The organism is Roseateles sp. YR242 (genome assembly GCF_900109745.1).
Lineage (GTDB): Bacteria > Pseudomonadota > Gammaproteobacteria > Burkholderiales > Burkholderiaceae_C > Roseateles.
Genome location: NZ_FOAV01000002.1, coordinates 246,805 through 270,546 on the forward strand (window position 1 = coordinate 246,805; position 23,742 = coordinate 270,546).

General features: G+C 66.0%; 22 protein-coding genes. 3 read left to right on the plus strand and 19 right to left on the minus strand.

Annotated features, from left to right (window positions below; genetic code table 11):
• Positions 1 to 14: 14 nt before the first annotated feature.
• Positions 15 to 1,535, plus strand: coding sequence for a POT-type proton-dependent oligopeptide transporter (locus BMY53_RS04720; RefSeq protein ID WP_092945101.1), 1,521 nt, complete (start codon positions 15 to 17; stop codon positions 1,533 to 1,535).
• 33 nt (positions 1,536 to 1,568) lie between these two features.
• Here BMY53_RS04720 and BMY53_RS04725 read toward each other — a convergent pair whose 3' ends face one another.
• From BMY53_RS04725 to BMY53_RS04735, 3 genes are read right to left on the minus strand one after another with little or no spacing between them, the layout of a single operon-like run.
• A complete protein-coding gene (locus tag BMY53_RS04725) occupies positions 1,569 to 2,672 on the minus strand; it encodes a M14 family metallopeptidase (protein ID WP_255370033.1) in 1,104 nt (367 codons plus the stop codon).
• Positions 2,669 to 3,955 carry an MFS transporter gene (locus BMY53_RS04730; protein ID WP_092944192.1) on the minus strand — a complete coding sequence of 429 codons (1,287 nt, stop codon included), beginning with the start codon at positions 3,953 to 3,955 and terminating at the stop codon, positions 2,669 to 2,671. The genes BMY53_RS04725 and BMY53_RS04730 overlap by 4 nt, the downstream gene beginning before the upstream one ends.
• An 18-nt stretch (positions 3,956 to 3,973) precedes the next feature.
• Entirely contained in the window at positions 3,974 to 5,182 is a 1,209-nt protein-coding gene (locus tag BMY53_RS04735; protein ID WP_092944194.1) for a porin, read from the minus strand.
• Between the two features lie 240 nt (positions 5,183 to 5,422).
• On the opposite strand from BMY53_RS04735, the gene BMY53_RS04745 reads away from it, so the two are divergent.
• Positions 5,423 to 6,331 (plus strand): LysR family transcriptional regulator, encoded by a 909-nt coding sequence (locus tag BMY53_RS04745; protein WP_177200719.1) that lies wholly within the window; start codon positions 5,423 to 5,425, stop codon positions 6,329 to 6,331.
• An 87-nt stretch (positions 6,332 to 6,418) separates the two neighbouring features.
• Here the strand turns inward: BMY53_RS04745 and BMY53_RS04750 are convergent, their stop codons facing one another.
• On the minus strand, positions 6,419 to 7,423 hold the full coding sequence (locus tag BMY53_RS04750; protein ID WP_092944196.1) for a LysR family transcriptional regulator: 1,005 nt from the start codon (positions 7,421 to 7,423) through the stop codon (positions 6,419 to 6,421).
• A 266-nt stretch (positions 7,424 to 7,689) separates the two neighbouring features.
• Here BMY53_RS04750 and BMY53_RS04755 point away from each other — a divergent pair, with 266 nt between their 5' ends.
• Positions 7,690 to 8,871 (plus strand): MFS transporter, encoded by a 1,182-nt coding sequence (locus BMY53_RS04755; RefSeq protein WP_092944198.1) that lies wholly within the window; start codon positions 7,690 to 7,692, stop codon positions 8,869 to 8,871.
• A gap of 4 nt (positions 8,872 to 8,875) precedes the next feature.
• Here the strand turns inward: BMY53_RS04755 and nagZ are convergent, their stop codons facing one another.
• From nagZ to fabD, 15 genes are all read right to left on the minus strand, one after another.
• Positions 8,876 to 9,961, minus strand: a complete 1,086-nt coding sequence (nagZ, locus tag BMY53_RS04760) for a beta-N-acetylhexosaminidase (RefSeq protein ID WP_092944200.1) — start codon at positions 9,959 to 9,961, stop codon at positions 8,876 to 8,878.
• A gap of 52 nt (positions 9,962 to 10,013) precedes the next feature.
• Positions 10,014 to 10,409, minus strand: a complete 396-nt coding sequence (gene acpS, locus BMY53_RS04765) for a holo-ACP synthase (RefSeq protein ID WP_092944202.1) — start codon at positions 10,407 to 10,409, stop codon at positions 10,014 to 10,016.
• Positions 10,410 to 10,416: 7 nt separating this feature from the next.
• Positions 10,417 to 11,199 carry a pyridoxine 5'-phosphate synthase gene (locus BMY53_RS04770; protein WP_092944204.1) on the minus strand — a complete coding sequence of 261 codons (783 nt, stop codon included), beginning with the start codon at positions 11,197 to 11,199 and terminating at the stop codon, positions 10,417 to 10,419.
• Between the two features lie 17 nt (positions 11,200 to 11,216).
• Positions 11,217 to 11,990 (minus strand): DNA repair protein RecO, encoded by a 774-nt coding sequence (recO, locus tag BMY53_RS04775; RefSeq protein WP_092944206.1) that lies wholly within the window; start codon positions 11,988 to 11,990, stop codon positions 11,217 to 11,219.
• A 212-nt stretch (positions 11,991 to 12,202) separates the two neighbouring features.
• Entirely contained in the window at positions 12,203 to 13,192 is a 990-nt protein-coding gene (era, locus tag BMY53_RS04780; RefSeq protein WP_404947859.1) for a GTPase Era, read from the minus strand.
• 206 nt (positions 13,193 to 13,398) lie between these two features.
• Complete coding sequence (rnc, locus tag BMY53_RS04785; protein ID WP_092945103.1) at positions 13,399 to 14,106, minus strand: ribonuclease III; 708 nt, start codon at positions 14,104 to 14,106, stop codon at positions 13,399 to 13,401.
• An 18-nt stretch (positions 14,107 to 14,124) separates the two neighbouring features.
• A complete protein-coding gene (locus BMY53_RS04790; protein WP_092944210.1) occupies positions 14,125 to 14,523 on the minus strand; it encodes a DUF4845 domain-containing protein in 399 nt (132 codons plus the stop codon).
• Between the two features lie 56 nt (positions 14,524 to 14,579).
• Positions 14,580 to 15,545, minus strand: a complete 966-nt coding sequence (gene lepB / locus BMY53_RS04795) for a signal peptidase I (protein WP_177200720.1) — start codon at positions 15,543 to 15,545, stop codon at positions 14,580 to 14,582.
• A 5-nt stretch (positions 15,546 to 15,550) separates the two neighbouring features.
• Positions 15,551 to 17,359, minus strand: coding sequence for a translation elongation factor 4 (gene lepA / locus BMY53_RS04800; RefSeq protein ID WP_092944214.1), 1,809 nt, complete (start codon positions 17,357 to 17,359; stop codon positions 15,551 to 15,553).
• A 590-nt stretch (positions 17,360 to 17,949) separates the two neighbouring features.
• Positions 17,950 to 19,476, minus strand: coding sequence for a DegQ family serine endoprotease (locus tag BMY53_RS04805; RefSeq protein WP_092944216.1), 1,527 nt, complete (start codon positions 19,474 to 19,476; stop codon positions 17,950 to 17,952).
• Between the two features lie 57 nt (positions 19,477 to 19,533).
• A complete protein-coding gene (locus tag BMY53_RS04810; protein ID WP_143073925.1) occupies positions 19,534 to 20,187 on the minus strand; it encodes a hypothetical protein in 654 nt (217 codons plus the stop codon).
• 22 nt (positions 20,188 to 20,209) lie between these two features.
• Positions 20,210 to 21,457, minus strand: coding sequence for a beta-ketoacyl-ACP synthase II (fabF, locus tag BMY53_RS04815; protein ID WP_092944220.1), 1,248 nt, complete (start codon positions 21,455 to 21,457; stop codon positions 20,210 to 20,212).
• Between the two features lie 97 nt (positions 21,458 to 21,554).
• Positions 21,555 to 21,794 (minus strand): acyl carrier protein, encoded by a 240-nt coding sequence (gene acpP / locus BMY53_RS04820; protein ID WP_058936430.1) that lies wholly within the window; start codon positions 21,792 to 21,794, stop codon positions 21,555 to 21,557.
• Positions 21,795 to 22,022: 228 nt separating this feature from the next.
• A complete protein-coding gene (gene fabG / locus BMY53_RS04825) occupies positions 22,023 to 22,760 on the minus strand; it encodes a 3-oxoacyl-ACP reductase FabG (protein WP_092944222.1) in 738 nt (245 codons plus the stop codon).
• Between the two features lie 8 nt (positions 22,761 to 22,768).
• Complete coding sequence (gene fabD, locus BMY53_RS04830; RefSeq protein ID WP_092944224.1) at positions 22,769 to 23,710, minus strand: ACP S-malonyltransferase; 942 nt, start codon at positions 23,708 to 23,710, stop codon at positions 22,769 to 22,771.
• Between the last annotated feature and the right edge of the window lie 32 nt (positions 23,711 to 23,742).

Here is a 23,742-nt window from a genome sequence, read left to right on the forward strand (position 1 = left end):
CCGCCGCGCCGAAGATGCCCTCGCAAATCCCCTTCATCATCGCGAATGAAGGCTGCGAACGCTTCAGCTTCTATGGGATGCGCAACATCCTGACGGTGTTCCTGATGACCAGCCTGCTGCTGGCCATTCCGGAACCGCTGCGCAAGGGCGAAGCCAAGGAGGTGTTCCACACCTTCGTGATCGGGGTCTATTTCTTCCCGCTGCTGGGCGGCTGGCTGGCCGACCGCTTCTTTGGCAAATACAACACCATCTTCTGGCTCAGCCTGGTGTACTGCGCGGGCCATGCCTGCCTGGCCATCTTCGAGAACAACCTGCACGGCTTCTACACCGGCCTGTTTCTCATTGCGCTGGGCTCAGGCGGCATCAAGCCGCTGGTGAGCTCCTTCATCGGCGACCAGTTCGACAAGACCAACCGATCGCTGGCCCAGAAGGTGTTTGATGCCTTCTACTGGATCATCAACTTCGGGTCCTTCTTCGCCTCGCTGCTGATGCCCATCTTCCTGGACCGTTTCGGCGCCAGCGTGGCGTTCGGCATCCCGGGCGTGCTGATGTTCATCGCCACCGCCATCTTCTGGAGCGGCCGCCGCCGCTACGTGCATGTGGCGCCAACCGCGGCCCAGGACCCGCACGGGTTTCTGAAGGTGGTGCGCACCGCCTTGCTGGCACGGCGCGACGGTGAAGGCCGTCCCGGCCTGACCGTCGCCGCCATTGGCGGCCTGCTGGCCATTGCCGCCCTGGCGATGTCGCCGCAATGGGGCTTTGTCATCGCCTTCTGCTGCGCGCTGGTGCTGGTGCTCGGATTTGGCGGCGTGGGCGCCTGGATGCAGCTGCCGCGAGCTCGTGGCCCCCATCCGGCTGAAGCCGTGGAAGGCGTTCGCACCGTGCTGCGCCTGCTGGTGCTGTTTGCGCTGGTCACGCCATTCTGGTCCCTGTTCGACCAAAAGGCCTCCACCTGGATCCTGCAGGCCGACCAGATGGCCAAGCCGGAATGGTTCAAGTCGTCCATGATGCAGGCGCTGAATCCGGCGCTGGTGATGATCCTGATCCCGTTCAACAACCTGGTGCTCTACCCGCTGCTGGAACGTGCCGGCGTGAAGCTCAATGCGCTGCGCCGCATGGGCGCGGGCATCGCGCTCTCGGGCCTGGCCTGGATCGTGGTGGGGGGCCTGCAACTGTGGATCGATGGCGGACAGAACGTGTCCATCGTCTGGCAGGTGCTGCCTTATGCGCTGCTGACCCTGGGTGAGGTGCTGGTCTCGGCCACCGGCCTGGAGTTTGCCTACAGCCAGGCACCGCTGGCCATGAAGGGCGTGATCACCAGCTTCTGGAACCTCTCGGTGACCATCGGCAACCTGTGGGTGCTGGTGGCCAACGCCAGCGTCAAGGGCGAGGCCGTGACCGGCTACATCAAGAGCACGGGCACCAGCGTGACCGCGTTCCAGATGTTCTTCTTCGCCGGCTTTGCGCTGGCCGCAGCACTGCTGTTTGCCTGGTATGCGCGGGGCTACAAGCTGCAGAACCACTATCGGGACTGATAGCGGACTGATAGCGGACAGATACCGAGACCTTCACGAACCCAGGGGCGAGGCGAGTCCTTCCAGCGTCGCCGCCATCACCTCGCGCCCCTGCTGCAGCACCTGCTGCTTCCACTCATCGGTCTCGACATAGAAGGCCGCACGGATGTTGCGCTTGATCGCCAGGCGCTGCTCGTGTGGCGCCTCGGGATGGCAGGCCAGCCACTGGTCCGCGCGCAGCGCGTCCAGCACCACCCGGCCCGGCAAGGTGCCGTACTCGAGCGTCAAGCCGTTGTATTCAGCCTGGGGGCAGGCGGGCATCACGCCCTGGTCCAGCGTGCCGCCCAGCACGGCGGAGGAGGAGTTGCCCTCCTCGGCGCTGGTGACCTGCGCCCCCCACCAGCGGCGCGCCCGCGCCAGCGAGGCGGCATCCTGCGGGCCCTTGTAGATGCGCTCGCCCACCCCCATCGGGCCCAACCCGGTATGGATGTCGACCCAGCCGATGCGTTTGCAACGCTGGCCATGCTCCTGCATCACGGCCTTGACCGCCAGATGGCTCCAGGTCGGCCCGCGCCCGGCGAAGAACAAACCGTTCGGATCCACCTGCTGCCCTCGGGAGATGGTGGCCTGGATGGCCTTGCGGCCGTGGCGCAATGCGTGCCACAGCAAGCCGGCATGGCTGGCCAGCGTGGGTGGGCAACGCTCCGGCACCAGCAGCCGCGCAATGGCCTGGTAGTCCTCATTGGTTTCCAGCGGCCCGTCGAAATCGCGGAAGTTGCGGTTCAGGTCCACGTTCTCGTGCGTGACGCGGCGCTCCCACGAGAAGCCGTGCGGGTTCAGCGCGTGCAGGTAGAGCACGGCCAGGCCATCGCGTTCGCATCGGTCATGCCAGTCGTCATCCCGCAGCAGGTCCACCTGGACGGCAGAGCCACAGAAGCCCTCGATGCCATGGCAGCCGCTGCTGATCACCAGCAGGTTGGCGGCCTCCGGCGCCCCCATGCGCACGACGTCCAGCGCCAGCCGCTCGCCGTCCCGCCCGGGCAGCGGATGCAGGTGGGAGCGCACCTGCAGGCCACGTCGCGCGGCAGCACCCAGAAACTTGTCGCGGGCCTCAGCGTAGCTGGCCGAAAAACATTGCAGGTCCATTTCGACACTCATGCTGCCGCTCCTTGCACGGCCAGCGCTTCGCGCCGGCTGCGTTCCGGGTCGATCAGCCATCCGCCCAACAGCCCGGCGATCACCAGCGCCACACCAAACACACCGACGGAGAGCTCGAAGCCCCGCGCGATGTCACCACCCATGGCTGTCACGGCATGGCCCACCACATGCGGCGCCAGCATGCCGGCACTGGTCATCAGGCCGATGTGGATGGCCAGCATGCTGCCGCGCTGACGCGTGGGCGCCAGGGTCGCGACGATGCTGTTGGCGAAGGCCGGCAGCAGGTTCACCAGCACGCTGCCGGTCAGGAACAGCGTGAGCGTGACGGCGGGCACGGCATGGCTGAAGCCCATCAGCGCCAGGGCCACGCCAGCAGCCCCACAGGCCAGCATCGGGGGGGCCACCATGGCGGCACGCACACTTGCGCCGCGCCGCAGGGCCCGCTGGGACAGGCCGGAGACCACCAGATTGCCCACGATCACCCCTACCGTGGCCACCATCACCAGCAGGCCGGACTGCACCGGCGTCATGCCTAGCCCGCGTTGCAGATACATGGGCACCCAGCTGTAGAGCAGCGCCGTGGGGAGATAGGCGCAAAAGCCCGCCACCGTGATCAGGACAAAGCTGCGGTTGAGCAACAACGCACCGTAGCGCCCCCGCACCGGTGCGCCGTCGCTGTCCTCCGGGTCACCATGCCGGCCCTCACGTCCGAAGCATTGCCACAGCACCAGCCAGACCAGGCCGACACCTGCCAGCATCAGGTAGGCCTGCCGCCAACCCAGCCGCTGGATGACCATCGGCAGGGCCAGTGCACCGGCCACCGCGCCCAGCATGATGGCCACCTGGATCAAGGCGGCCGGCAGCACCCGCTCGCGTGGCGAGTACCACTTGAAGCAGGCGTGCTGCGTCACGGCCGTGCCCGGGCCGCAACCGGCGCCCAGCAGCATGCGGCTGCCCACCAGCGCGGCGAAACCACCGCTGACGGACGTCAGGACCTGCGCCAGCATCCAGACCAGGGACATGCCCGCCAGGATCCAGCGCGTGGGCCAGCGATTGGCCAGGAAGCCCACCACCAGCCCGGAGACGGAATACAGGAAGTAGAAGGCGCTGCCGACAAAACCGAACTGCTCCGGCGTCAGCCGCAGCTCATCAATGATCTGCGGGCCGGCGAAGGCGAAGATGGTCTTGTCGAGCACGCTGATGACCATCACGGCCATCAGCAGCGCGACCATCCAGGGACGGCGGCGGTCAGCCGGCGGGGGGGAAGTGGGGAGGTCGGCCATCGCCTGCGTCCTGCTGGATCAGAAGTGGTAGTACATGCCCACCGCCGCGGTCTCGGCCGTGATGCCGAGCTGTGCGTTGGTGGTGCCGGCCTGCAGCGGCAGCGTCACGTTGTTGAACATGATGGTGGAGGCGCCGTAGTTGCGCAGCCAGCCGGCACGGGCATACAGCCCCACGCTCTTGGACAGCTCATAGTCATAACCCGCCATGATGCCCAGCGCGGAGCTGCTCACTTCCTTGCCGGTGGCCTGCTCGCGCACGCCCGAGGTGTCCCGGTAGACCATCGACACACGCGCCACATGGCGGCCTGCCGGCAGGATGAAGCCCAGCGAATAGACCGTGGCCTTGCCACCGTCCTGGATCTTCACCTCGTTCTGGTTCACGGCGGCGGACAGCACCAGGGACCCGGTGTCGTAGATGCCCGCCACGCCGGTCACGTCGGTGCGCACGGCCGCGCCGGTGATGGAGTTATTACCAAAGACCTGGTTGTAGCTCGCCGAGCCGAACCACGGACCATTGAGGTAGGTCACCACGCCGGCCCGGTTGTAGACCTTGTTCTGCGAGGTGGTGTTGGCGCCCGGCGCATACATCAGCTTGGCGTCGAAACCATTGATGCGCGGGGTCTGGTAGCTGATGGCGCGCGGCACCCGGGTGGTCACCTGCGTGGCACCGTTGCCCAGGTCACTGTTGAGCCCGTAGCTGCTAATGCCAGCGGTGTACGCGCTCTTTTGCGTGATGGCGCTGGCGAGCCAGTAGCTCATCGAATTGGTGGTCACCACACCAAACACGTCCACGAACAGCGGCAGCGTGGCGCCGAGCTGGTTGCCCAGACGCAGCGTGCCCCACTCGCGGGACTTCAGCCCCACCCATGCCGCGCGGTCCCAGAACTGGGTGGTGGTGGCCGTCCCGGTGTCGGCCTTGATGCTGGATTCCAGGTTGAATTCGGCCTTGAGGCCGCCACCCAGATCCTCGCGACCGTAGATGCCCAGCTTGGAGGTGTAGTCCCCGCCGCTCTGCATGGTCTTGGAGGCTGTGGCGTTTTCGGCCTTGGCGTAGTTCAGGCCCAGGTCGACGGTGCCATACATGGTCACCTTGTTGTCGTTGCCCGGATTGAATTCGGGCCATCGGGCCAGGTGGCTGTACAGGTAGGGCTGGACGGGATCGGCGGCCAGGGCCGACAGCGACGCACAGGCGAGGACACAACTCAGAGCGGCTTGGGAAGCTTTCATGGGGGTCTTGGCGGTCGTTGGAGAGGTCGGGGAAACCAGCTGGGTCGGCCTCTGCGCAGAGGCTCCCGGCGACCGGACTCTGATGAAGGGAGTAAGAAACAGCAATTCACGGATAGTTATAGTGATAACTGCCGCTTATTGATCGCTTTCCCGGCTTGCCGGGGTGGCGCGACTGTCCCAAAGCTCGCAACCACGGGGGCTGGCAGGCCCCCGCCGCTCCCTTTTCCAGCCCCCTCTGACGTGAAGCAACATCAACTCCTGGCCCTGGTTGCCGTGGCCGACCATGGTGGTATCAACGCCGCCGCACGGGCGCTGCACCTCACCCAGCCCGCCATCACCAAGGCCATCAAGGACCTGGAGACCGGCCTCGGCATCCGGCTGCTCTCTCGCCATACCCGTGGCGTCAACCTGACACCGGAGGGCGAGACCCTGCTGAAGCGCGCACGCCTGATCGTCAGGGAAATGCAACGGGCGCAGGAAGACGTGGGCGCGATGAAGGGCGAGCGCGGCGGGCGGCTGAGCATCGGGGTCACGCCGTTGGCCGGCCTGACCATCCTGCCGCGCGCCTTCAGTCTGTTCCGGGCGGCCTGGCCCGAGGTGGAACTCAACTTCATCGAATACACCAGCGACCAGCTCTACGACAAGCTGCAGCAGGGTGCGCTGGACTTCGCCGTGGCGGCCACCACCGGGCAGGAGCCTGCCGGCTCACTGGCCAGCGAACCCCTGTGCTCACTGCGGACCTCGCTGGCCGTGCACCGGGACAGCCCGCTGGCGCGATGCACCCAGTTGCGGGAGCTGCACGACGCCGAGTGGATCCATACCGACATCACCGACCGCTTCCCCGCCTTCCTGGCGGCGCTGTTTGGCCAGCACGGCCTGAAGCCGCCGCGCCGGGTCACCCGCTGCACGTCGCAGGCCCTGTTTCACAGCCTGGCCATGCAAAACGACGTGGTGTTCTTCTGGTCGCTCTTTGCCATTGGCATGCCGCTGCTGCGGGAGCGCTTCACACCGCTGCCGGTGGCGCAGGACCTGCCGCGGCTGAACATGAGCCTGCTGGTGCGCGAAGACGGCCTGCTGACCCGGGCGGCCGAAGACTTCGTGCGCTGCATCCGGGACGTGGCGCAGGAGGAATGGGCGGCGGTGGACTGAGCGTGGGCGCAGCGTGGACTGAGCGTGGCCGGAGAAACGTGGCTGATCGGGCGTCGTCGTCGGACCAAACCCCGGGCGCTCGCCGCGTCAGGTCTGCGGGCGCTCGCCGCCCACGCCCAAGCCCACGCCGCCACCCACCGCCCGCATGCCCCGGATGCCGGGGACCACTTCCCGCATCAGGGCCGCAAAGGCGCGCAGCCGTGCCGGTTGATGTTGTCGGGACGGGAAGACCAGCGAGAACGGCAACGGCATGGCGCACCACTGTGGCAGCAAGCGCACCAGTCGCCCTGATGCCAGGTCGTCCATCACCGCCCAGTGAGACACCGCCGCCAGGCCCAGGCCCTGCCGGGTGGCCTCGATCAGCGCAAACAGGCTGTCCGTCCCGAAACGAAAGTTCAGCGGCACCGACAACACCTCACCGCCGCCCTGCGGCCGCAGGCGGATCTCTTCGCGATAGAACGTGGTGAGTGCCAGCCACGACTGGGTCTGGAGACTGTCGGCAATCTCCGCGGGCGACCGTTGGTCCAGATCGGCCGGCAGGCGACCCGCCAGCTCGGGCGCCGCCACCAGCACCCGTGGCACCTCCGCCAGCGGCACCATGATCAGCTCCGGCCGTTCCACGTGCCCCACGACCACCGCGCAGTCCACCGCCTCGCGGCTGAAGTCCGGCAACTCGTCCTGCAGCATCCATTCCACCGTCAGCCCCGGATGCTGTTTCATGAAACCCGCCAGGACCTCCATCAGCTGATGCTGGCCAAAGGCATGCGGCACGCGCACCCGCAGCCGGCCGCTGAGCGGCTGGTTGTCCTCGCCCAGATCCTCGCTGAGCGTGTTCCAGCCGTCGATCAGCGAACGCGCCTGCGCCAGGCAGCGCCGCCCCTCCTCGGTCAGCCTGAGGCCGCGCGTGGAGCGCTCCACCAGGCGGGCGCCCAGCAGCGACTCCAGCATCTGCAGCCGACGGCTCACCGTGGGCTGGGTGGTGCCGAGTTGCTGCGCGGCGGCGGAGAAGCTGCCGGCCTCCACCACCTGCAGGAAGGTCTGTAGCAACGAGAGGCGGTCCAGGCCGCCGAGGTCTCGGGTCGCGTCATTCATACGCCAAGGGTATAGCGCTTGTGCATGCGGGCCGGCTTCCGGAGCGGCCGTGCAGCCTCAACAATTCATCCCAAGTCGTTTCGGCGACACACCCGGTGAGGCCAACCCTAGGGGCCCTCGCCGCTCCAGAAAGGTTTTCCATGTCCGCTCTTCCACTGACCGCAGCACCTGGTGCTGCTCCTGGTGCTGCTCCTAGTGCTGCACCAGGTGTGGCTCCTGGTGCTGTCTCCGGTACTGTCTCCGGTGCTGCCCCAGGGCCTGTGCCCATGGCCGCGCCAACGGTCTCGCCGCCGGGGCCGCTGATTGTCCTGATGGCCGCGTCCGCCGGGCTGGGCGCCGCCTCCCTCTATTACAGCCAGCCCATTCTGGCCGCGCTGGCCGATGACCTGCATGCCAGCCCGGCCCAGATCGGCGCCGTGCCCATGCTCACCCAACTGGGATACGCGGCCGGTATCTTGTTGCTGACCCCGCTGGGCGACCGCTTCGATCGCCGCAAGGTCATCCTCACCAAGTTCGTGCTGCTGGTGCTGACCTTGCTGCTGTGCGGGCTGGTGCCCGCCTACACCCCGTTCCTGCTGGCCAGCGCCCTGCTCGGCCTGACCGCCACGCTGGCGCAGGACGTTGTGCCCATGGCCGCCGCGCTCAGCCCGATGGAACATCGGGGCCGCATCGTCGGCCAGGTGATGACCGGGCTGCTGCTGGGTATCCTGCTGTCGCGGGTGATGAGCGGCATCGTTGCCGAGGTGCTGGGCTGGCGCTGGGTCTTCGGCCTGGCCGCCCTGGCGCTGTCCATCACCGGCCTGGTGAGCTGGCGCTGGCTCCCCTCGCTCAAGCCGGCCGCGCCCACCACGTATCCGGCCCTGATGCGCTCACTGGGCAAGCTGTGGCGTGAGCTGCCCGCGCTGCGCCGTGCGACCTTGGCCCAAGGCATGCTGTCGCTCGCCTTCAGTGCCTTCTGGTCCACGCTGGCGGTGATGCTGCATCAGCGCTTCGGCCTGGGCAGTGCGGTGTCCGGCGCCTTCGGCCTGGCGGGTGCAGCGGGCGCGCTGGCGGCACCGCTGGCCGGCCGTATCGCCGACAAGCGCGGGCCGGGGGTGGTGACGCAGGTGGGCGCGCTGATCACGGCGGTGTCCTTTGCGGTCATGTCCGTCACGCCGCTGCTGGACCGTTCCGCTGCGCTGGTGCTGCTGGTCGTCCTGGCCATCGCCTTCGACTTCGGGGTGCAAGCCGTGCTGGTTTCCCACCAGACCATCGTCTTCGGACTGGACCCGGCCGCCCGCAGCCGCCTGAACGCCATCCTGTTCACCGGCATGTTCATCGGCATGGCCACCGGTGCCGCGCTGGGCAGCGTGCTGCTCAACCATGTGGGCTGGGTAGGGGTGACCGGGCTGGCCACCTTCACCAGCCTGATCACCCTGGTGCTGCGCCTGAAGGCGGAGAAGGCGTGAGCGATCAGGGCAGGCGGGCCAGCGCCTCCAGATAACGCGGCGCCAGCATCAGCTCATCCCAGGTCAGCGGCGCGGACTGCGGCAGCAGCGCGGCGCGGCGGGCCTCGCTGTCGATGGCCGGTGCCCAGTGGCCGGCGTCCTGCGCCTGCTGCAGGCCCTCCAGCAGTTCATCGATGGCGCGGCCCTGGTCTTGCAGGCTCTGGTTGCACAGCAGCACCAGGTCACAGCCGGCGTCCAGCGCGGCCAGCGCCGCTTCAGTGAAGCCGACCGGCTGCCCTTCAATGACCCGCGCGCCCGCCATGCCGAGGTCGTCACTGAAGACGGCGCCGGCAAAACCCAGCCGTTCACGCAGGATCTCCTGCAGCCAACGCGGGCTGAAGCCGGCGGGGCGGCTGTCCACCTTGCGGTAGATGACATGCGCGGGCATCACGGCCGACAGGCTCAGGCTCAGCCATTCGAAGGGCCGAGCATCCTCGGCCAGGATGGCCTTGAGGCTGCGATTGTCCACCGGCACGTCCACATGGGAATCCGCCGTCACGAAGCCGTGACCGGGGAAGTGCTTGCCGCAGCTGCCCATGCCGGCCAGCGCCAGGCCCTGCATCAGGCTTTGCGCCAGCAGGCTCACGACACGCGGGTCCTGGTGAAAACTGCGCGAGCCGATGACACCGCTGCGCGACTGGCGGGCGTCGTCCTGATGGTCCAGGTCCAGCACCGGGGCGAAGCTCAGGTCCACACCGCAGGCGCGCAGTTCCAGCGCCAGCACCAGGCCGGTGGCCGTGGCGGCCTGCACGGCGCGCATGGCGTCTTCCATCCACAGTTCCCCCAGCGTGCGCATGGCTGGCAAGGCGGTGAAACCATCGGTGCGGAAGCGCTGCACACGGCCGCCTTCCTGATCCACGGCGATCAGAAGATCCGGCCGGATGGATTTGGCTTCGGCGCACAGCGCGGTCAACTGTGCGCGGCTCTCGAAATGGCGGGCAAACAGGATCAGCCCGCCGGTGAGCGGGTGCGCCAGGCGGCGGCGGTCGTCGGCGTTCAGCGCGGGGCCGGCGATATCGAGGATGACGGGGGCGTGCAGGGAGTCGGTCATTGGGGGGATCCAGAAAGCGCATGCCGGAGGTGTTCCTGCGGCAGCGGGGTGATCAGTCGCGCGATTCCACGACCACAAAGGCGGCGGCGTATTCGGTCTCGTCGGTGACGGTGACGTGGGCCGTGAGGCCCTTGGCCTCGAACCAGGTGGCCAGTGCGTTGTGCAGGCGGATGCCGGGCTTGCCGCTGGGGGCCTTCACCACCTCGCAGTCCCGCCAAGTCATGGGCATGCGCATGCCCATGCCGATGGCCTTGGAGAAGGCCTCCTTGGCGGAGAAGCGGGTGGCGAGGTAGGCCATGCCACGTGCCGGTACACGGGCGTAACGCTCGTGGAACACGGCCAGCTCGTGCGGACCCAGCACCTTCTCGGCAAAGCGCACGCCACGCCGTTCGAAGGTCTCGCGGATGCGGCGGATATCGCAGATGTCGGTGCCGATGCCGTAGATCATGGCGAGCTCAGGCGTAGGCGCGCTGGATGCAGCGCTGATAGTCCCGCACGGTTTCCGTGTAGCCCAGCTCCAGGGCGTCGGCGATCAGTGCGTGGCCGATGGAGACCTCAGCCACGCCCGGCACCTCGCGCAGGAAGCGGGTCAGGTTGTCTCGGTTCAGGTCGTGGCCGGCATTGACGGCCAGGCCTTGTGCCAGCGCGGCCTGGGCGGCGGCGGTGAAGCCCGCCAGCACGGTGGCCTCGCGGTCGGTGCCGAAGGCGCTGGCCCAGGTCTCGGTGTAGAGCTCGATGCGCTCCGCGCCCAGCGCGGCCACATGCGCCATGGCCTCGGGTAGCGGGTCCATGAACAGGCTCACCCGCACGCCCAGGGACTTGCACTCGGCGATCATGGGGCGCAGCCGTTCGGCATCGGCGGGCAGGTTCCAGCCGTGGTCGGAGGTGAACTGGTCTTCGCTGTCCGGCACGAAGGTCGCCTGATGCGGCCGTGTGGCGCGGATGAACTCCATCAGGTTCTGGGTCGGGTTGCCTTCGATGTTGTATTCGGCGTTTGGCCAGGCCTTGAGCAACTGGGCGAGTTCGTGGACGTCATCGGGACGGATGTGGCGGGCGTCCGGGCGCGGATGGACGGTGATGCCCTGCGCGCCGGCTTCCAGGCACAGCTGGGCGGCCCGGGTGACGCTGGGGATGCCCAGATGCCGCGTATTGCGCAGCAGCGCCACCTTGTTGACGTTGACCGAGAGCGCGCAACGCGCATCGGGGCGGGAGCCTTCGGGGGCGATCAGGGGATTCATGCGGTGGGGAACTCCGGTCAGGTCAGGAGCTTCTGGACTTCCAGCAGCACCTGTCGCGTTCTCAGCGGTCGATGGCCCAGATGATAGTGAAGCAGGCCTCGCAGCAAGGGCTTCAGCGATGAACCTGCGTCCTCGCAGGCGGCACGCAACGCCTCCATGCTGCCATGCATCAGTGCTGCCTGCAGGCGCACCAGCGCCTGGCCGGTCAGTTGGGGGGCGTCATGGGTGGGCACGACCACGCCGGCTTCCGCCGAGAGCATATACAGGCGTTCCAGGTCCACCGGAGCCTGGGTGGTGGCCAGCACGCTGAGGTCGGGCAGGAGGCCGCAATCGGCCAGCAGCCGCAGCTCGAAGGCGCGCAGCGCGGTCTGGGCGGTTTCGCCGGACTGCAGCTGAGGCAGCAAGTCGGCGTAGGCGTCGAACAGGGCGGGATGGGGGTCCTGGCGGGGCAGGAATTTCAGCAGCAGTTCATTGACGTAATAGCCGCTGAACAGTGCGGCGCCGCTGGGCAGCGTCTGGCCGCCCACCCATTCTGCGCCGCGCAGTGACTGCACCTCGGCCACGCCTTCCTCGTTCATCTTGGACGGCTTGCTCAGCGTCACCTGCAGCTTCAGAAACGGCAGCAGCACCCCGCGCAACTGGGAATACGGGCGCTTGGCCCCTTTGGCTACCACGGCCAGCCGCCCCTGCTCACGGGTGAAGAGATCCAGCACGAGGCTGGTTTCGCTCCAGTCGTAGTGATGCAGCACAAACCCTGCCTGGACGGCGGGCGGCCGTGAAGCACGAACCATCAACGTATTTCCATCACCACAACAACGCCATCTCGGCAGCCCTTATAGCCCCCGCATAGCCCCAACCACCCAGCACCCAGCACCCAGAACGCGCACCCCAGAGGGTCCGGCCCCGCCGGGCCCGACCCCTCCAGCCACATCCTTGGTCAGGGTCCCCCTGACCAACGGATGGCGCCCCTCGGGGGCAGGAGCGAAGCGACTGGGGGGCTCAATCACTCATAGCCGTAGCTGCGAAGGTGCTCCTCGGAGTCGGCCCAGCCGGAGCGCACCTTCACCCACAGTTCCAGGAACACGCGGGCCTCCATCAGCCGCTCGAGTTCCTGACGTGCCTCGGACCCGATGCGCTTGAGGCGTTCCCCGCCCGAGCCGATGATCATGCCCTTCTGCGCATCCCGCTCCACCACGATGGTGGCGGCGATGCGGCGCAGGTTGCCCTCCTCCTGCCAGCGGTCGATGATGACCGTGGCGCTGTACGGCAGTTCATCACCGGTCAGCCGGAAGAGCTTCTCGCGGATCATCTCGCTGGCGAGGAACTTCTCGCTGCGGTCGGTCAGCGCATCCTCGTCATAGAACCACTCCTGGTTGGGCAGGTAGGGTTTGAGGATCTGGAACAGGCGCAGCACGTCCGAATCCTTCTGGGCGGACAAGGGCACGAATTCGCTGAAGTTGCGGCGCTCCTGCATGCTCTTGAGCCAGGGCATCATGTCCGCGCGGCGGGTGACGGCGTCCAGCTTGTTGGCAATCAGCACCACCGGCTTGTCCTGCGGCAACAGCGACAACACCTTGGCATCGTCCTGGGTGAACCGGCCAGCCTCGACCACGAACAGCACCAGGTCCACGTCCGCCAGCACGCCTTGCACCGTGCGGTTCAGGTTGCGGTTGAGTGCGGAGCTGTGGCGGGTCTGGAAGCCGGGGGTGTCCACAAAAACGAACTGGGCTTCATCCACCGTGCGCACGCCGGTGATCCGGTGCCGGGTGGTCTGGGCCTTCTTCGAGGTGATGGACACCTTCTGCCCCACCAGCGCATTCAGCAGCGTGGACTTGCCGACGTTGGGCCGGCCGACGATGGCGATCAGCCCGCAGCGGGCATCACCTTCATAGGGCGCCGCGCCGATGCCCCCGCGCACACCGAGGGCGGCGCTGTCGTCAGCGTCATCCTCTTCGTCGCCGTCGTCTGCTTCAGCGTCGGTGACGTCATCCACGTCGTCGGCGTCGTCCCGCTCATGGCCGTGCACGACCACATGGTCGTCGTCATAGCTGCCCGGCGCTGCGTCGGGGCTGTCCGCGTCGGCGGCGTCCGGATGGTTCATGGCGTCGTCGGACTGGCCGTCAAGCGCCGTCGGTGAAGTAGCAGCCGGTCCGGAAACCAGACCGCTGCGAGCGTATTTTTTCATGGGATGCCTTTTGCTTAGTCGCGCAAGCCGGTGCCGGGCTTGTCGCCAGCCAGTAGCTCGTCCAGGAGCTCACGGGCTGCTTCCTGCTCCGCCATGCGGCGGGAGCGGCCATCGCCAGTCCGCGCCAGGCTGAGCGCGGGCACCTGGCATTCAACGGTGAACGTCTGGGCGTGCGCCTGGCCGCGTGTCTCGACGATGCGGTAGGTGGGCACCGGCAGCCGGCGCGCCTGCAGCCATTCCTGCAGTGCCGTCTTGGCGTCCTTGGCCCATTGGTCGATACCACTGCCGGTGACCACGTCGCCCAGGAGCCGGCGAACGATGTCGTTGGCGGCAGCGTAGCCACCGTCCAGATAGGAGGCGCCGATCACGGCTTCCAGGGCATCTGCCAGGATGGAGGGGCGCTGCGCACCACCCCCACGGGCTTCACCCTCGCTCATCCGCAGCGATTCCGGCATTTGCAGTTGCAGCGCCAGCTTGTGAAGGCTGTCCTCGCGCACCAGATGGGCGCGGATGCGGGTGAGGTCGCCCTCGTCCGAGCCGGCGAAACGCTCGAACAGCAAGGCCGACACCGCCATGTTCAGCACCGCGTCACCCAGGAATTCCAGGCGCTCGTTGTGCTGCTGCCCGAAGCTTCGATGCGTCAGCGCGCGCTGGAGCAGATCCGCCTGCGAAAAGCGGTAGCCCAGTCGTTGCTGGAGGGCATCAAGTGCTTGCGGGGTCATGGGCATCCTTGGCGGTCCTCAGCGAGTTTCGCCCTTGTACTTGATCAGCAGAAAGACCGGACCGAACAGGGAGACTTCCTTGTCGTAGGCGAAGCTGATCTTCACCTTGTCGTCCTTCTTGGTGACCACCAGGTCGTTGGGCTCGATGCTGACGATCGAATATTCGATTTCCTTGGTCCGGGAGAACGCAGAACGCACCTCGCCCACGGAGGACGGGCCGCTGCTGGCAATCTTCTCCACTGCCTTCTGGATGGTGAAGTACTCCATCACCGTCGGGGTGACGCGCATGCCCACGATAGCCAGGAATGCAATGATGACGCCCCAGAACAGCAGGCCGAACAGGCTCAGACCGCGCTGGCGATGTCCGGCGGGCTGGCCGCTGGTGGATGGACGACGTTTGATGCAAGCCCCGATCATGGTGCGTTCTCCCAATCCTCGTTGTTTAGTATCCAGCATAGTCATTTGTGCCAGCATCACTGGATGCTGCCAATGCGCTTCAGATTCCCGAAATTCATCCACACCACAAAGGCCTTGCCGACGATGTTCTCATCGGGCACAAAGCCCCAGTAGCGGGAATCCTGCGAGTTGTCGCGGTTGTCGCCCATCATGAAGTAATGGTTGGCCGGCACCTTGCAGGTCACACCTTCCAGCGTGTAGGTGCAGTTCTCTGAATACGGGAACGGAGCGATGGGGCGGACGACGCTCTCGCGCGGCTGCGGATCGACCAGGATCTTGTGCTCCACCACACCGAGCTTCTCGGTGAACAGGGGGCGGATCCGCATGGCGCCAGGGTCGTCGTCGAAGAAGTCGCCCTGGGACTGGGTGTCCACCTGCTTGCCGTTCACATACAGCTTCTGGTTCAGGTAGCGGATTTCGTCGCCGGGCAGGCCCACGGCACGCTTGATGTAGTCCACGCTGGGGTTGAGCGGGTAGCGGAACACCACCACGTCGCCACGCTCCACGTCATGGTTGCTGATGATCTTCTTGTTGATCACCGGCAGCCGAACGCCGTAGTGGAACTTGTTGACCAGGATCAGGTCCCCGATCAGGAGCGTCGGCACCATGGAGCCGGACGGAATCTTGAATGGCTCGAACAGGAAGGAGCGCAGCAGGAAGACGATCAAGATGACCGGGAACAAGCCGGCGGTCCAGTCCAGCCACCAGGGCTGGCGCAGGTGCGGCTCGGCAATCAGCTCCCGTGCGGCGGGGTTCAGATCGGCACCGCGCCAGCGTTGTTCCTTCTCCCAGGCGTCGGCGGCCACCTGAGCCTCGCGTCGGCGTGCCGGCTGGAAATAGAAACGCTCGGCGGTCCAGTAACCCAGCGTCACCATGGTCAGCACAAACAGCAACAGCGAAAAATTGCCGTTCCAGTAGCCCGAGAACCAGCCGCCCAGGTAGGCGATCAGGGCGGCGTACAGCAGCCCGGTCAGTGCACTCATCGCGTTCATTCTTCGACTTGGAGGATGGCCAGGAAGGCTTCTTGCGGCACCTCCACCGAACCGATTTGTTTCATGCGCTTCTTGCCGGCCTTCTGCTTTTCAAGCAGCTTGCGCTTACGGGAAATATCCCCGCCATAGCATTTTGCCAGCACGTTCTTGCGCAATGCCTTGATGTTCTCGCGCGAGATGATATTGGCGCCGATGGCCGCCTGGATCGCCACGTCGTACATCTGACGCGGGATGATCTCGCGCATCTTTGCGGCCACCTGGCGGCCGCGGTACTGGGACTGGCTGCGGTGGACGATCAGCGAGAGCGCATCGATGCGGTCGCCATTGATCAGCATGTCCACCTTCACCACGTCCGAGGCGCGATATTCCTTGAACTCGTAGTCCATCGAGGCGTAACCCCGCGAGACCGACTTCAGCTTGTCGAAGAAGTCCAGCACGATCTCGGCCAGGGGCATTTCGTAGGTGAGCATCACCTGGCGGCCGTGGTAGGCCATGTTGAGCTGCACACCGCGCTTCTGGTTGGCCAGCGTCATCACCGCCCCCACATATTCCTGCGGCATGTAGAGGTGGACGGTGACGATGGGCTCGCGGATCTCGCCAATCTTGCTCTGCTCCGGCATCTTGGAGGGGTTCTCCACCTCGATGACTTCGCCGTCGCCCAGCTGCACTTCGTACACCACGCTCGGGGCGGTGGTGATCAGGTCCTGGTCGAATTCACGTTCCAGGCGTTCCTGGACGATCTCCATGTGCAGCAGGCCCAGGAAGCCGCAGCGGAAGCCGAAGCCCAGCGCCTGGGAGACTTCCGGCTCGAAGCGCAGTGAGGCGTCATTGAGCTTGAGCTTTTCCAGCGCATCACGGAGCTGATCGTATTCACTGGCTTCGGTGGGATACAGGCCCGCGAACACCTGCGGCTGGATTTCCTTGAAGCCGGGCAGCGCCTCGGTTGCCGGGCCCAGGTTGTTGGGCTGCTTCTTTTCCACCGTGACGGTGTCGCCCACCTTCGCCGCCGCCAGTTCCTTGATGCCGGCGATGATGAAACCCACCTCGCCCGCGTTGAGCTGGTCCCGCGGCTCGGACTTGGGCGTGAACACCCCCAGGTGTTCAGCCGGGTAGATGGCATTGGTGGCCATCATGCGGATGCGTTCGTTCTTGCGCAGCGTGCCGTCCACCACACGGACCAACATCACCACGCCCACGTAGTTGTCGAACCAGGAGTCGATGATCATGGCCCGCAACGGGGCTTCCACCTGGCCCTTGGGGGGCGGCATGCGGGCGATGATGGCTTCAATGATGTCATCCACACCCATGCCGGTCTTGGCCGAGCACGGGATGGCGTCCGTGGCATCGATGCCGATGACTTCCTCGATCTCGGCCTTGGCCCCTTCGGGGTTGGACTGCGGCAGGTCCATCTTGTTGAGCACCGGCACCACTTCCACCCCCAGCTCTAGGGCGGTGTAGCAGTTGGCCACGGTCTGGGCCTCGACGCCCTGGCTGGCGTCCACCACCAGCAGCGCCCCTTCGCAGGCGGACAGCGAGCGGCTGACTTCATAGGAGAAGTCCACGTGCCCGGGGGTGTCGATCAGGTTCAGGTTGTAGACCTGGCCATCGCGCGCCTTGTATTGAAGTGCAGCGGTCTGGGCCTTGATGGTGATGCCGCGCTCGCGCTCGATGTCCATCGAGTCCAGCACCTGCGCTTCCATTTCCCGGTCCGACAGCCCTCCACAACGCTGGATGATGCGATCGGCCAGCGTGCTCTTGCCGTGGTCGATGTGAGCAATGATGGAGAAATTGCGGATGTGGTTCATGGACTCAGTCGGAGGCCGCGGACAGTAAGGCGCCAACGATGGGACCGTGAGATGAACGGTCCGACGAGGCCACGTGTGTGCGGCAGGTCGAGGGCCCTTTCAGGGGGCCCACGGAACATACGGGGACATAAAAAAAAGGCACGTCTAAACGGTGACGCGCCTTCCAACAAAACTTATGGCAACTGCTTGTTGGGCTTTCATTGTAGCCAAAAGGGCCGCCCTGGAAACCGCATGGATGCGAGCTTTGCGGGCGTTGCCCTCCTCCAACAGGAATTCTTTCAACAGGTTATCCACAAAAGCTTGAGGACATCCTGTGGATCATTCCGGCCACTTCACCCGGAAGCAGATGGCCGACTGGATTCACTGCAGAGATGGCTACAAAGGGAGCCAGACGCGGTGCGATTGTAGCGGAGGGATGCATCAATCCCTGGGGTTGGTCACATCCGCTAGCGAGCACCAACCGACGCAACTTTCTGCGCCGCTGGTCGCTAAACGGCTGTGGATTCCGCATCACGGAAAGCCCCAGATGACTGGTGGGGTGAAGCGGGGAACCGAGGGTTTACCCTGCGTGACACCCACCACCGGCATGTTTAACCCTTGCCCGGCTTCAGGACCACAAAGGTCACCGCATCGCCACGACGCACCAGCATCTGCAGCGGCTTGCCCTTCTCGACCTTGGCCAGCACCGCCTGGAACTGCTTGAGCGTCTTGATCTCGGTGTTGCTGACCGACAGGATGAGATCGCCAGGACGCAGGCCGGCACGTGCAGCAGCGCCGTCCACCGCGTCGACCTTCAGGCCGGCGGTGAGCTTCAGTTCCTTGCGCTGCGCATCGGTCAGCTCGCTGACGGTGAGGCCCCAGGCCTGGGCGCCGGTTTGCGCAGGCGCTTCCGGTTCAGGCGTCGCTGCGGCGCGGTCGTCCGGCAATGCATCCAGCGTCGCGGTGAGCTCCTTGTAGGAACCACGGCGGAAGACCTGCATCGGCACCTTCGTGCCGGGCGGGCTGGAGGCGGCCAGGCGGCGCAGGTCCACGGCCTTCTCCACCGGCTTGCCGCCGAAGCGGGTAATGACGTCGCCCAGCTCCAGGCCCGCCTTCTCGCCAGGGCCACCGGCGGTGATGCGGGTAACCAGCGCGCCTTGCGGCTTGCCCAGGCCGATGGCCTCGGCCACTTCCTTGGTCAGGTCGTCCGGGTACACGCCCAGCATGCCGCGCGTGACACGGCCCTTGCTGCGGAGCTGGTCGGCCACACGCATCGCTTCATCGATGGGGATCGCGAACGAGATGCCCATGAAGCCGCCGGACTGGCTGTAGATCTGCGAGTTGATCCCCACCACTTCGCCGCGCAGGTTCAACAACGGGCCACCGGAGTTGCCGGGGTTGATGGCCACGTCGGTCTGGATCAGGGGCAGCAGGTCGCCGGTGTCGCGCGCCTTGGCGCTGACAATGCCGGCCGTCACCGTGTTGTCGAAGCCGAAGGGCGAGCCGATGGCCATCACCCACTCACCCACCTTCAGCTTGCCCACATCGCCCATGCGCAGCATGGGCAGGCCGGTGGCCTCGATCTTGAGCACGGCGACGTCGGTGCGGCGGTCCAGGCCCACCACCTTGGCCTTGAACTCGCGCTTGTCGGTCAAGGTGACCATGACCTCGTCGGCCTCGTCCACCACGTGGGCGTTGGTCATCACATAGCCGTCGGCGCCGATGACAAAACCGGAGCCCAGGCCACGACGCTGCGGCGAGGCATCGTCATCATCATCGTCATCGTCCGGTGCGGGATTGGGGGCTGGCGTGCCCTTGCGCTGCTGGGGCACCGGGATGCCGAAGCGGCGCAGGAACTCGCGCATCTGCTCGTCCAGCTGCGCATTCGGACCCGCCTTGATCTTTTCCGAGGTCCGGATGTTGACCACGGCCGGGCCGGCCTGTTCGACCAGCACGCTGAAGTCGGGCAGTGCCCGTGCAAGATCGGTGCTGGGCACGGCGGGAACCACCGGACCGGAAGCGGCCGGTTGGGGCGGCGTGGCCACCGGAGCCGCCGGCTGGGCGACAACGTGCAACGGCGCCTGCAGCGCGGCGGCGCCTGCGAGCGCCAGGGCAAGATGACGGAACGTGTTGGACATGAAGACTCGCGTCAGGAGCGAAGCTGAAAACAGATCTCACATCATGCACGGAATTGCTCACCCGCGTGCCATGAAGAGGTGAATGCGCAGTAACGACCAGTCGCCAGCGTGGTGCCGGCCGTTGAGCGCCACCAGACGGTGCTGCCAGAACCGCCAGCCAGCGCCGACAGGTGTCAAACGCAGCAGCATCCAGTGTTCAAGGTCCAGCAGCACCTGAGGCGTCACGGCAAGCGGCGCACCTGCGGTCGCCGCCGGGGTCGCATCGGTGGCTTCATCAAGCAGCCCGGGCTCGGAGGATTGCCACCACCATTGCTGGGTGTCCCAGCGCAGCAGACCCGATTCGGCACCGGCCCAGTTGTCACCGCGCACCGTTCGACCGCGCACCGTTCGACCGCGCACCGTTCGACCGCGCACCACTCGACCATGTAGGACTCGACCGCGCAGGGCGATGACGATGGTGAGCACCATCGCCACCAGCCCAGTCACGGTCCACGCCCAGTGGGGGGCAAGCATCTGCATCAGCAGCGCCTGCGAGGCCGCCAGTGCACCCACGGCGCAGGCCACGTCGTGAAAGCGCTGCCACACCGGTTCAGGCCTGCAAACAAAACGCCGGGCCATCGAGCGGCCAGTGGCGCGCTGATAGACCCGGCGTGGGTCCGCCCCCTGGAGGGCGGGTGTGTGGTGCGTGGTGTCGTGAGCAGGCACGGTCATGTCCAGACCGCCCCGCGTCCACTCAGATCCGCTTGAAGATCAGCGTACCGTTGGTGCCGCCGAAACCGAAGTTGTTCTTGGCGGCGTATTCGATCGGCATCTTCCGCGCCTCGTTGGCGCAGTAGTCCAGGTCGCACTGCGGGTCCTGGTTGAAGATGTTGATCGTGGGCGGCGCGACCTGGTCGTGCAGCGCCTTCACCGTGAACACCGATTCGATGCCACCAGCACCCCCCAGCAGGTGGCCGGTCATCGACTTGGTGGACGACACCACCAGGCCCTTCTTGGCGTAGTCGCCGAAGGCCTGCTTGATGGCGTTGGTCTCGTTGGCATCACCCAGCGGCGTGGAGGTGCCGTGGGCGTTCATGTACTGGATCTGGTCGGCATTCAGACCGGCATTGCGCAGGGCATTGCGCATCGAGCGGGTCGGGCCGTCCACATCCGGTGCGGTCATGTGATAAGCATCGGCACTCATGCCAAAGCCCACCAGTTCCGCATAAATCTTGGCGCCACGCTTCTTGGCGTGTTCGTACTCTTCCAGCACCAGCACGCCGGCACCCTCGCCCAGCACGAAGCCGTCGCGGTCCTTGTCCCAGGGGCGGGAGGCGGTCTTGGGGTCGTCGTTGCGGGTGGAGAGTGCGCGAGCCGCGGCAAAGCCACCCACGCCCAGCGGCGATACGGTGGATTCAGCACCGCCGGCCACCATGACGTCGGCGTCACCCGCCTCGATCATGCGGCCAGCCTGGCCGATGCTGTGCAGGCCGGTGGTGCACGCCGTCACGATGGCCAGGTTCGGGCCCTTGAAGCCGCACTGGATCGAGACGTGGCCGGAGATCATGTTGATGATCGAGGCCGGCACGAAGAACGGCGAGATGCGACGCGGGCCGCGCGAGGCCAGTTCCGCATGCGTCTCTTCAATCATGGGCAGGCCGCCGATGCCGGAGCCCACCAGCACGCCGATACGCTCGGCCAGCTCGGGGGTCAGGGCATCGCCGGTCGGCAGGCCGGCATCACGGACGGCTTGCAGGGACGCCGCCAATCCGTAATGGATGAAGGTGTCCATGTGCCGCGCTTCTTTCGCGGGGATGTACTCCTCCACGTTGAAGCCCTTGACCTCGCCCGCGAAATGACAGGCCAGGATGCTGGCATCAAAGCGGGTGATGTGATCAATACCGGATTGACCAGCCACGATGTTGGCCCAGCCCTGTTCGACCGTGTTACCCACGGGACTGATCAGGCCAAGACCGGTGACGACGACGCGACGACGGCTCATGCTCTATGACTGAATTGATACTGCGGGTACATCAGAGGCTGCGCTCAGGATGAGCGCCGATGAAGGGGGAAGGCGCGAAGGCCTTCCGGGCCCTTCATCAAGCCTTCTGGTGCTTGACGGCGTAGTCGATCGCCAGCTGGACGGTGGTGATCTTCTCGGCTTCCTCGTCCGGGATCTCGATGCCGAACTCGTCTTCCAGGGCCATCACCAGTTCCACGGTGTCCAGAGAATCAGCGCCCAGATCGGCGACGAAGGCCTTTTCATTGGTCACATCGGCTTCAGGCACGCCGAGTTGCTCGGCGATGATTTTCTTGACACGTGCTTCGATATCGCTCATGACTCCTCCAGGAGGGGTTTGCTAGGAACAACCCGGGATTCTAAGGCCTTAGAGTCGCGCCCCTAAGTCTGGACGCTCCCGAGGCGCTCAGCTCCGTTGGGAGCCTGAACGCGCTCGGACTCTATCAGCCCCACACCGGCCGGGTGAATCCGGTGGGCACCTACCCCTAAAGGACAGGTGCCACGATTCAGAAAGGGCGGCCATGCCGCATGAGAGAGGGCTCAGCCCTCAACTCATGTACATGCCGCCGTTGACATGCAGTTCGGAACCGGTGATGTAGCCGGCCTCGGGCGAGGCCAGGAACGCCACCGCACTCGCAATTTCAGCAGGGTCGCCCAGGCGGCCCAACGGGATCTGTGCCAGCAGCGCCGCCTTCTGCGCCTCGGGCAACACCTCGGTCATGTCGGTCGCAATGAAGCCGGGCGCCACGCAGTTCACGGTGATGTTGCGGCTGCCCAGCTCACGGGCCAGGGCACGTGTCATGCCCGCCACGCCGGCCTTGGCCGCCGCGTAGTTGGCCTGACCGGCGTTGCCGGAGGCACCCACCACCGAGGTGATGTTGATGATGCGGCCATAACGCTGCTTCATCATCGTGCGCATGACCGCGCGGCTGGCGCGGAAGACCGCCTTGAGGTTGGTGTCCAGGACAGCGTCCCAGTCTTCGTCCTTCAGCCGCATGGAGAGCATGTCGCGGGTGATGCCGGCGTTGTTGACCAGCACCTGCAGGCCGCCGTCCTGTTTGCTGATGCCATCCACCAGGGCTTCCACAGCGGCGCCATCATTCACGTTCAGCACCACGCCACGGCCGCCCAGGGGCTGCAGGGCTTCGGTGATGGCCTGCGCACCGGACTCGCTGGTGGCGGTGCCGATGACGGTGAACCCCTTCTGGGCCAGCGTCAAGGCGATTGAACGGCCGATACCGCGGCTGGCGCCGGTGACCAGCGCGACTTGCTTGCTCTCACTCATGGAAATCCTCAGCTCAACAGGGTCTTCGCTTCCGCCAGCGAGGCCGGATCCAGCACGGTGGTGCTGGCGATCTCGCCGTCGATGCGCTTGGCCATGCCCGCCAGCACCTTGCCGGGGCCACATTCGATGATGGTGGTCAGACCCCGGCTCTTCAAGGCCTGCACCACTTCCACCCAGCGAACCGGCCCAAAGGCCTGACGGTAGAGGGCGTCACGCAGCGCATCGGCGCTGTCGGTCACGGCCACGTCGATGTTGTTGATCACCGGGAAGGCGGCCGGCTTGAATTCCACGGCGGCCAGCTTCTCGCGCAGGCGCTCGGCAGCCGGCTTCATCAGGCTGGAATGGAAAGGGGCCGAGACCGGCAGCGGCAGTGCACGCTTGGCACCAGCAGCCTTCAGGGCCTCCATCGCCTTCTCCACGCCGGCCTTGCTGCCGGCGATCACCGTCTGCTTGGGATCGTTGAAATTCACAGCCTCGACCACCTCACCCGTGTCGCTGGCGATCTGGGCGCAGACCTCGCGCACTGCGGCAGCGTCCAGGCCCAGGATGGCGGACATGGCGCCAGTGCCCACAGGCACGGCTTCCTGCATGGCCTGGGCACGGAAACGCACCAGCGGCAACGCGTCCGCCAGGCTCAAGGCACCGGAGGCCACCAGGGCGGTGTACTCGCCCAACGAATGGCCGGCGGCGGCGGCGGGCACCAGGCCGGTGTCGGCGATCCAGGCACGGTAGCAAGCCACACCCGCCGTGAGCATCACCGGCTGGGTGTTGGTGGTCAGGTCCAACTGGTCCTTGGGGCCCTGCTTGATCAGGGTGCCGATGTCCTCGCCCAGGGCGGCGGATGCCTCGGCCAGGGTGCGCACCACTTCAGGGTGATCGCCCCAGGCGTCCAGCATGCCGACGGATTGCGATCCTTGGCCGGGGAAGACGAATGCGAAGCTCTTGCTCATGGCTGTCGGATCTGTCGGTAGTAAAGGATGGG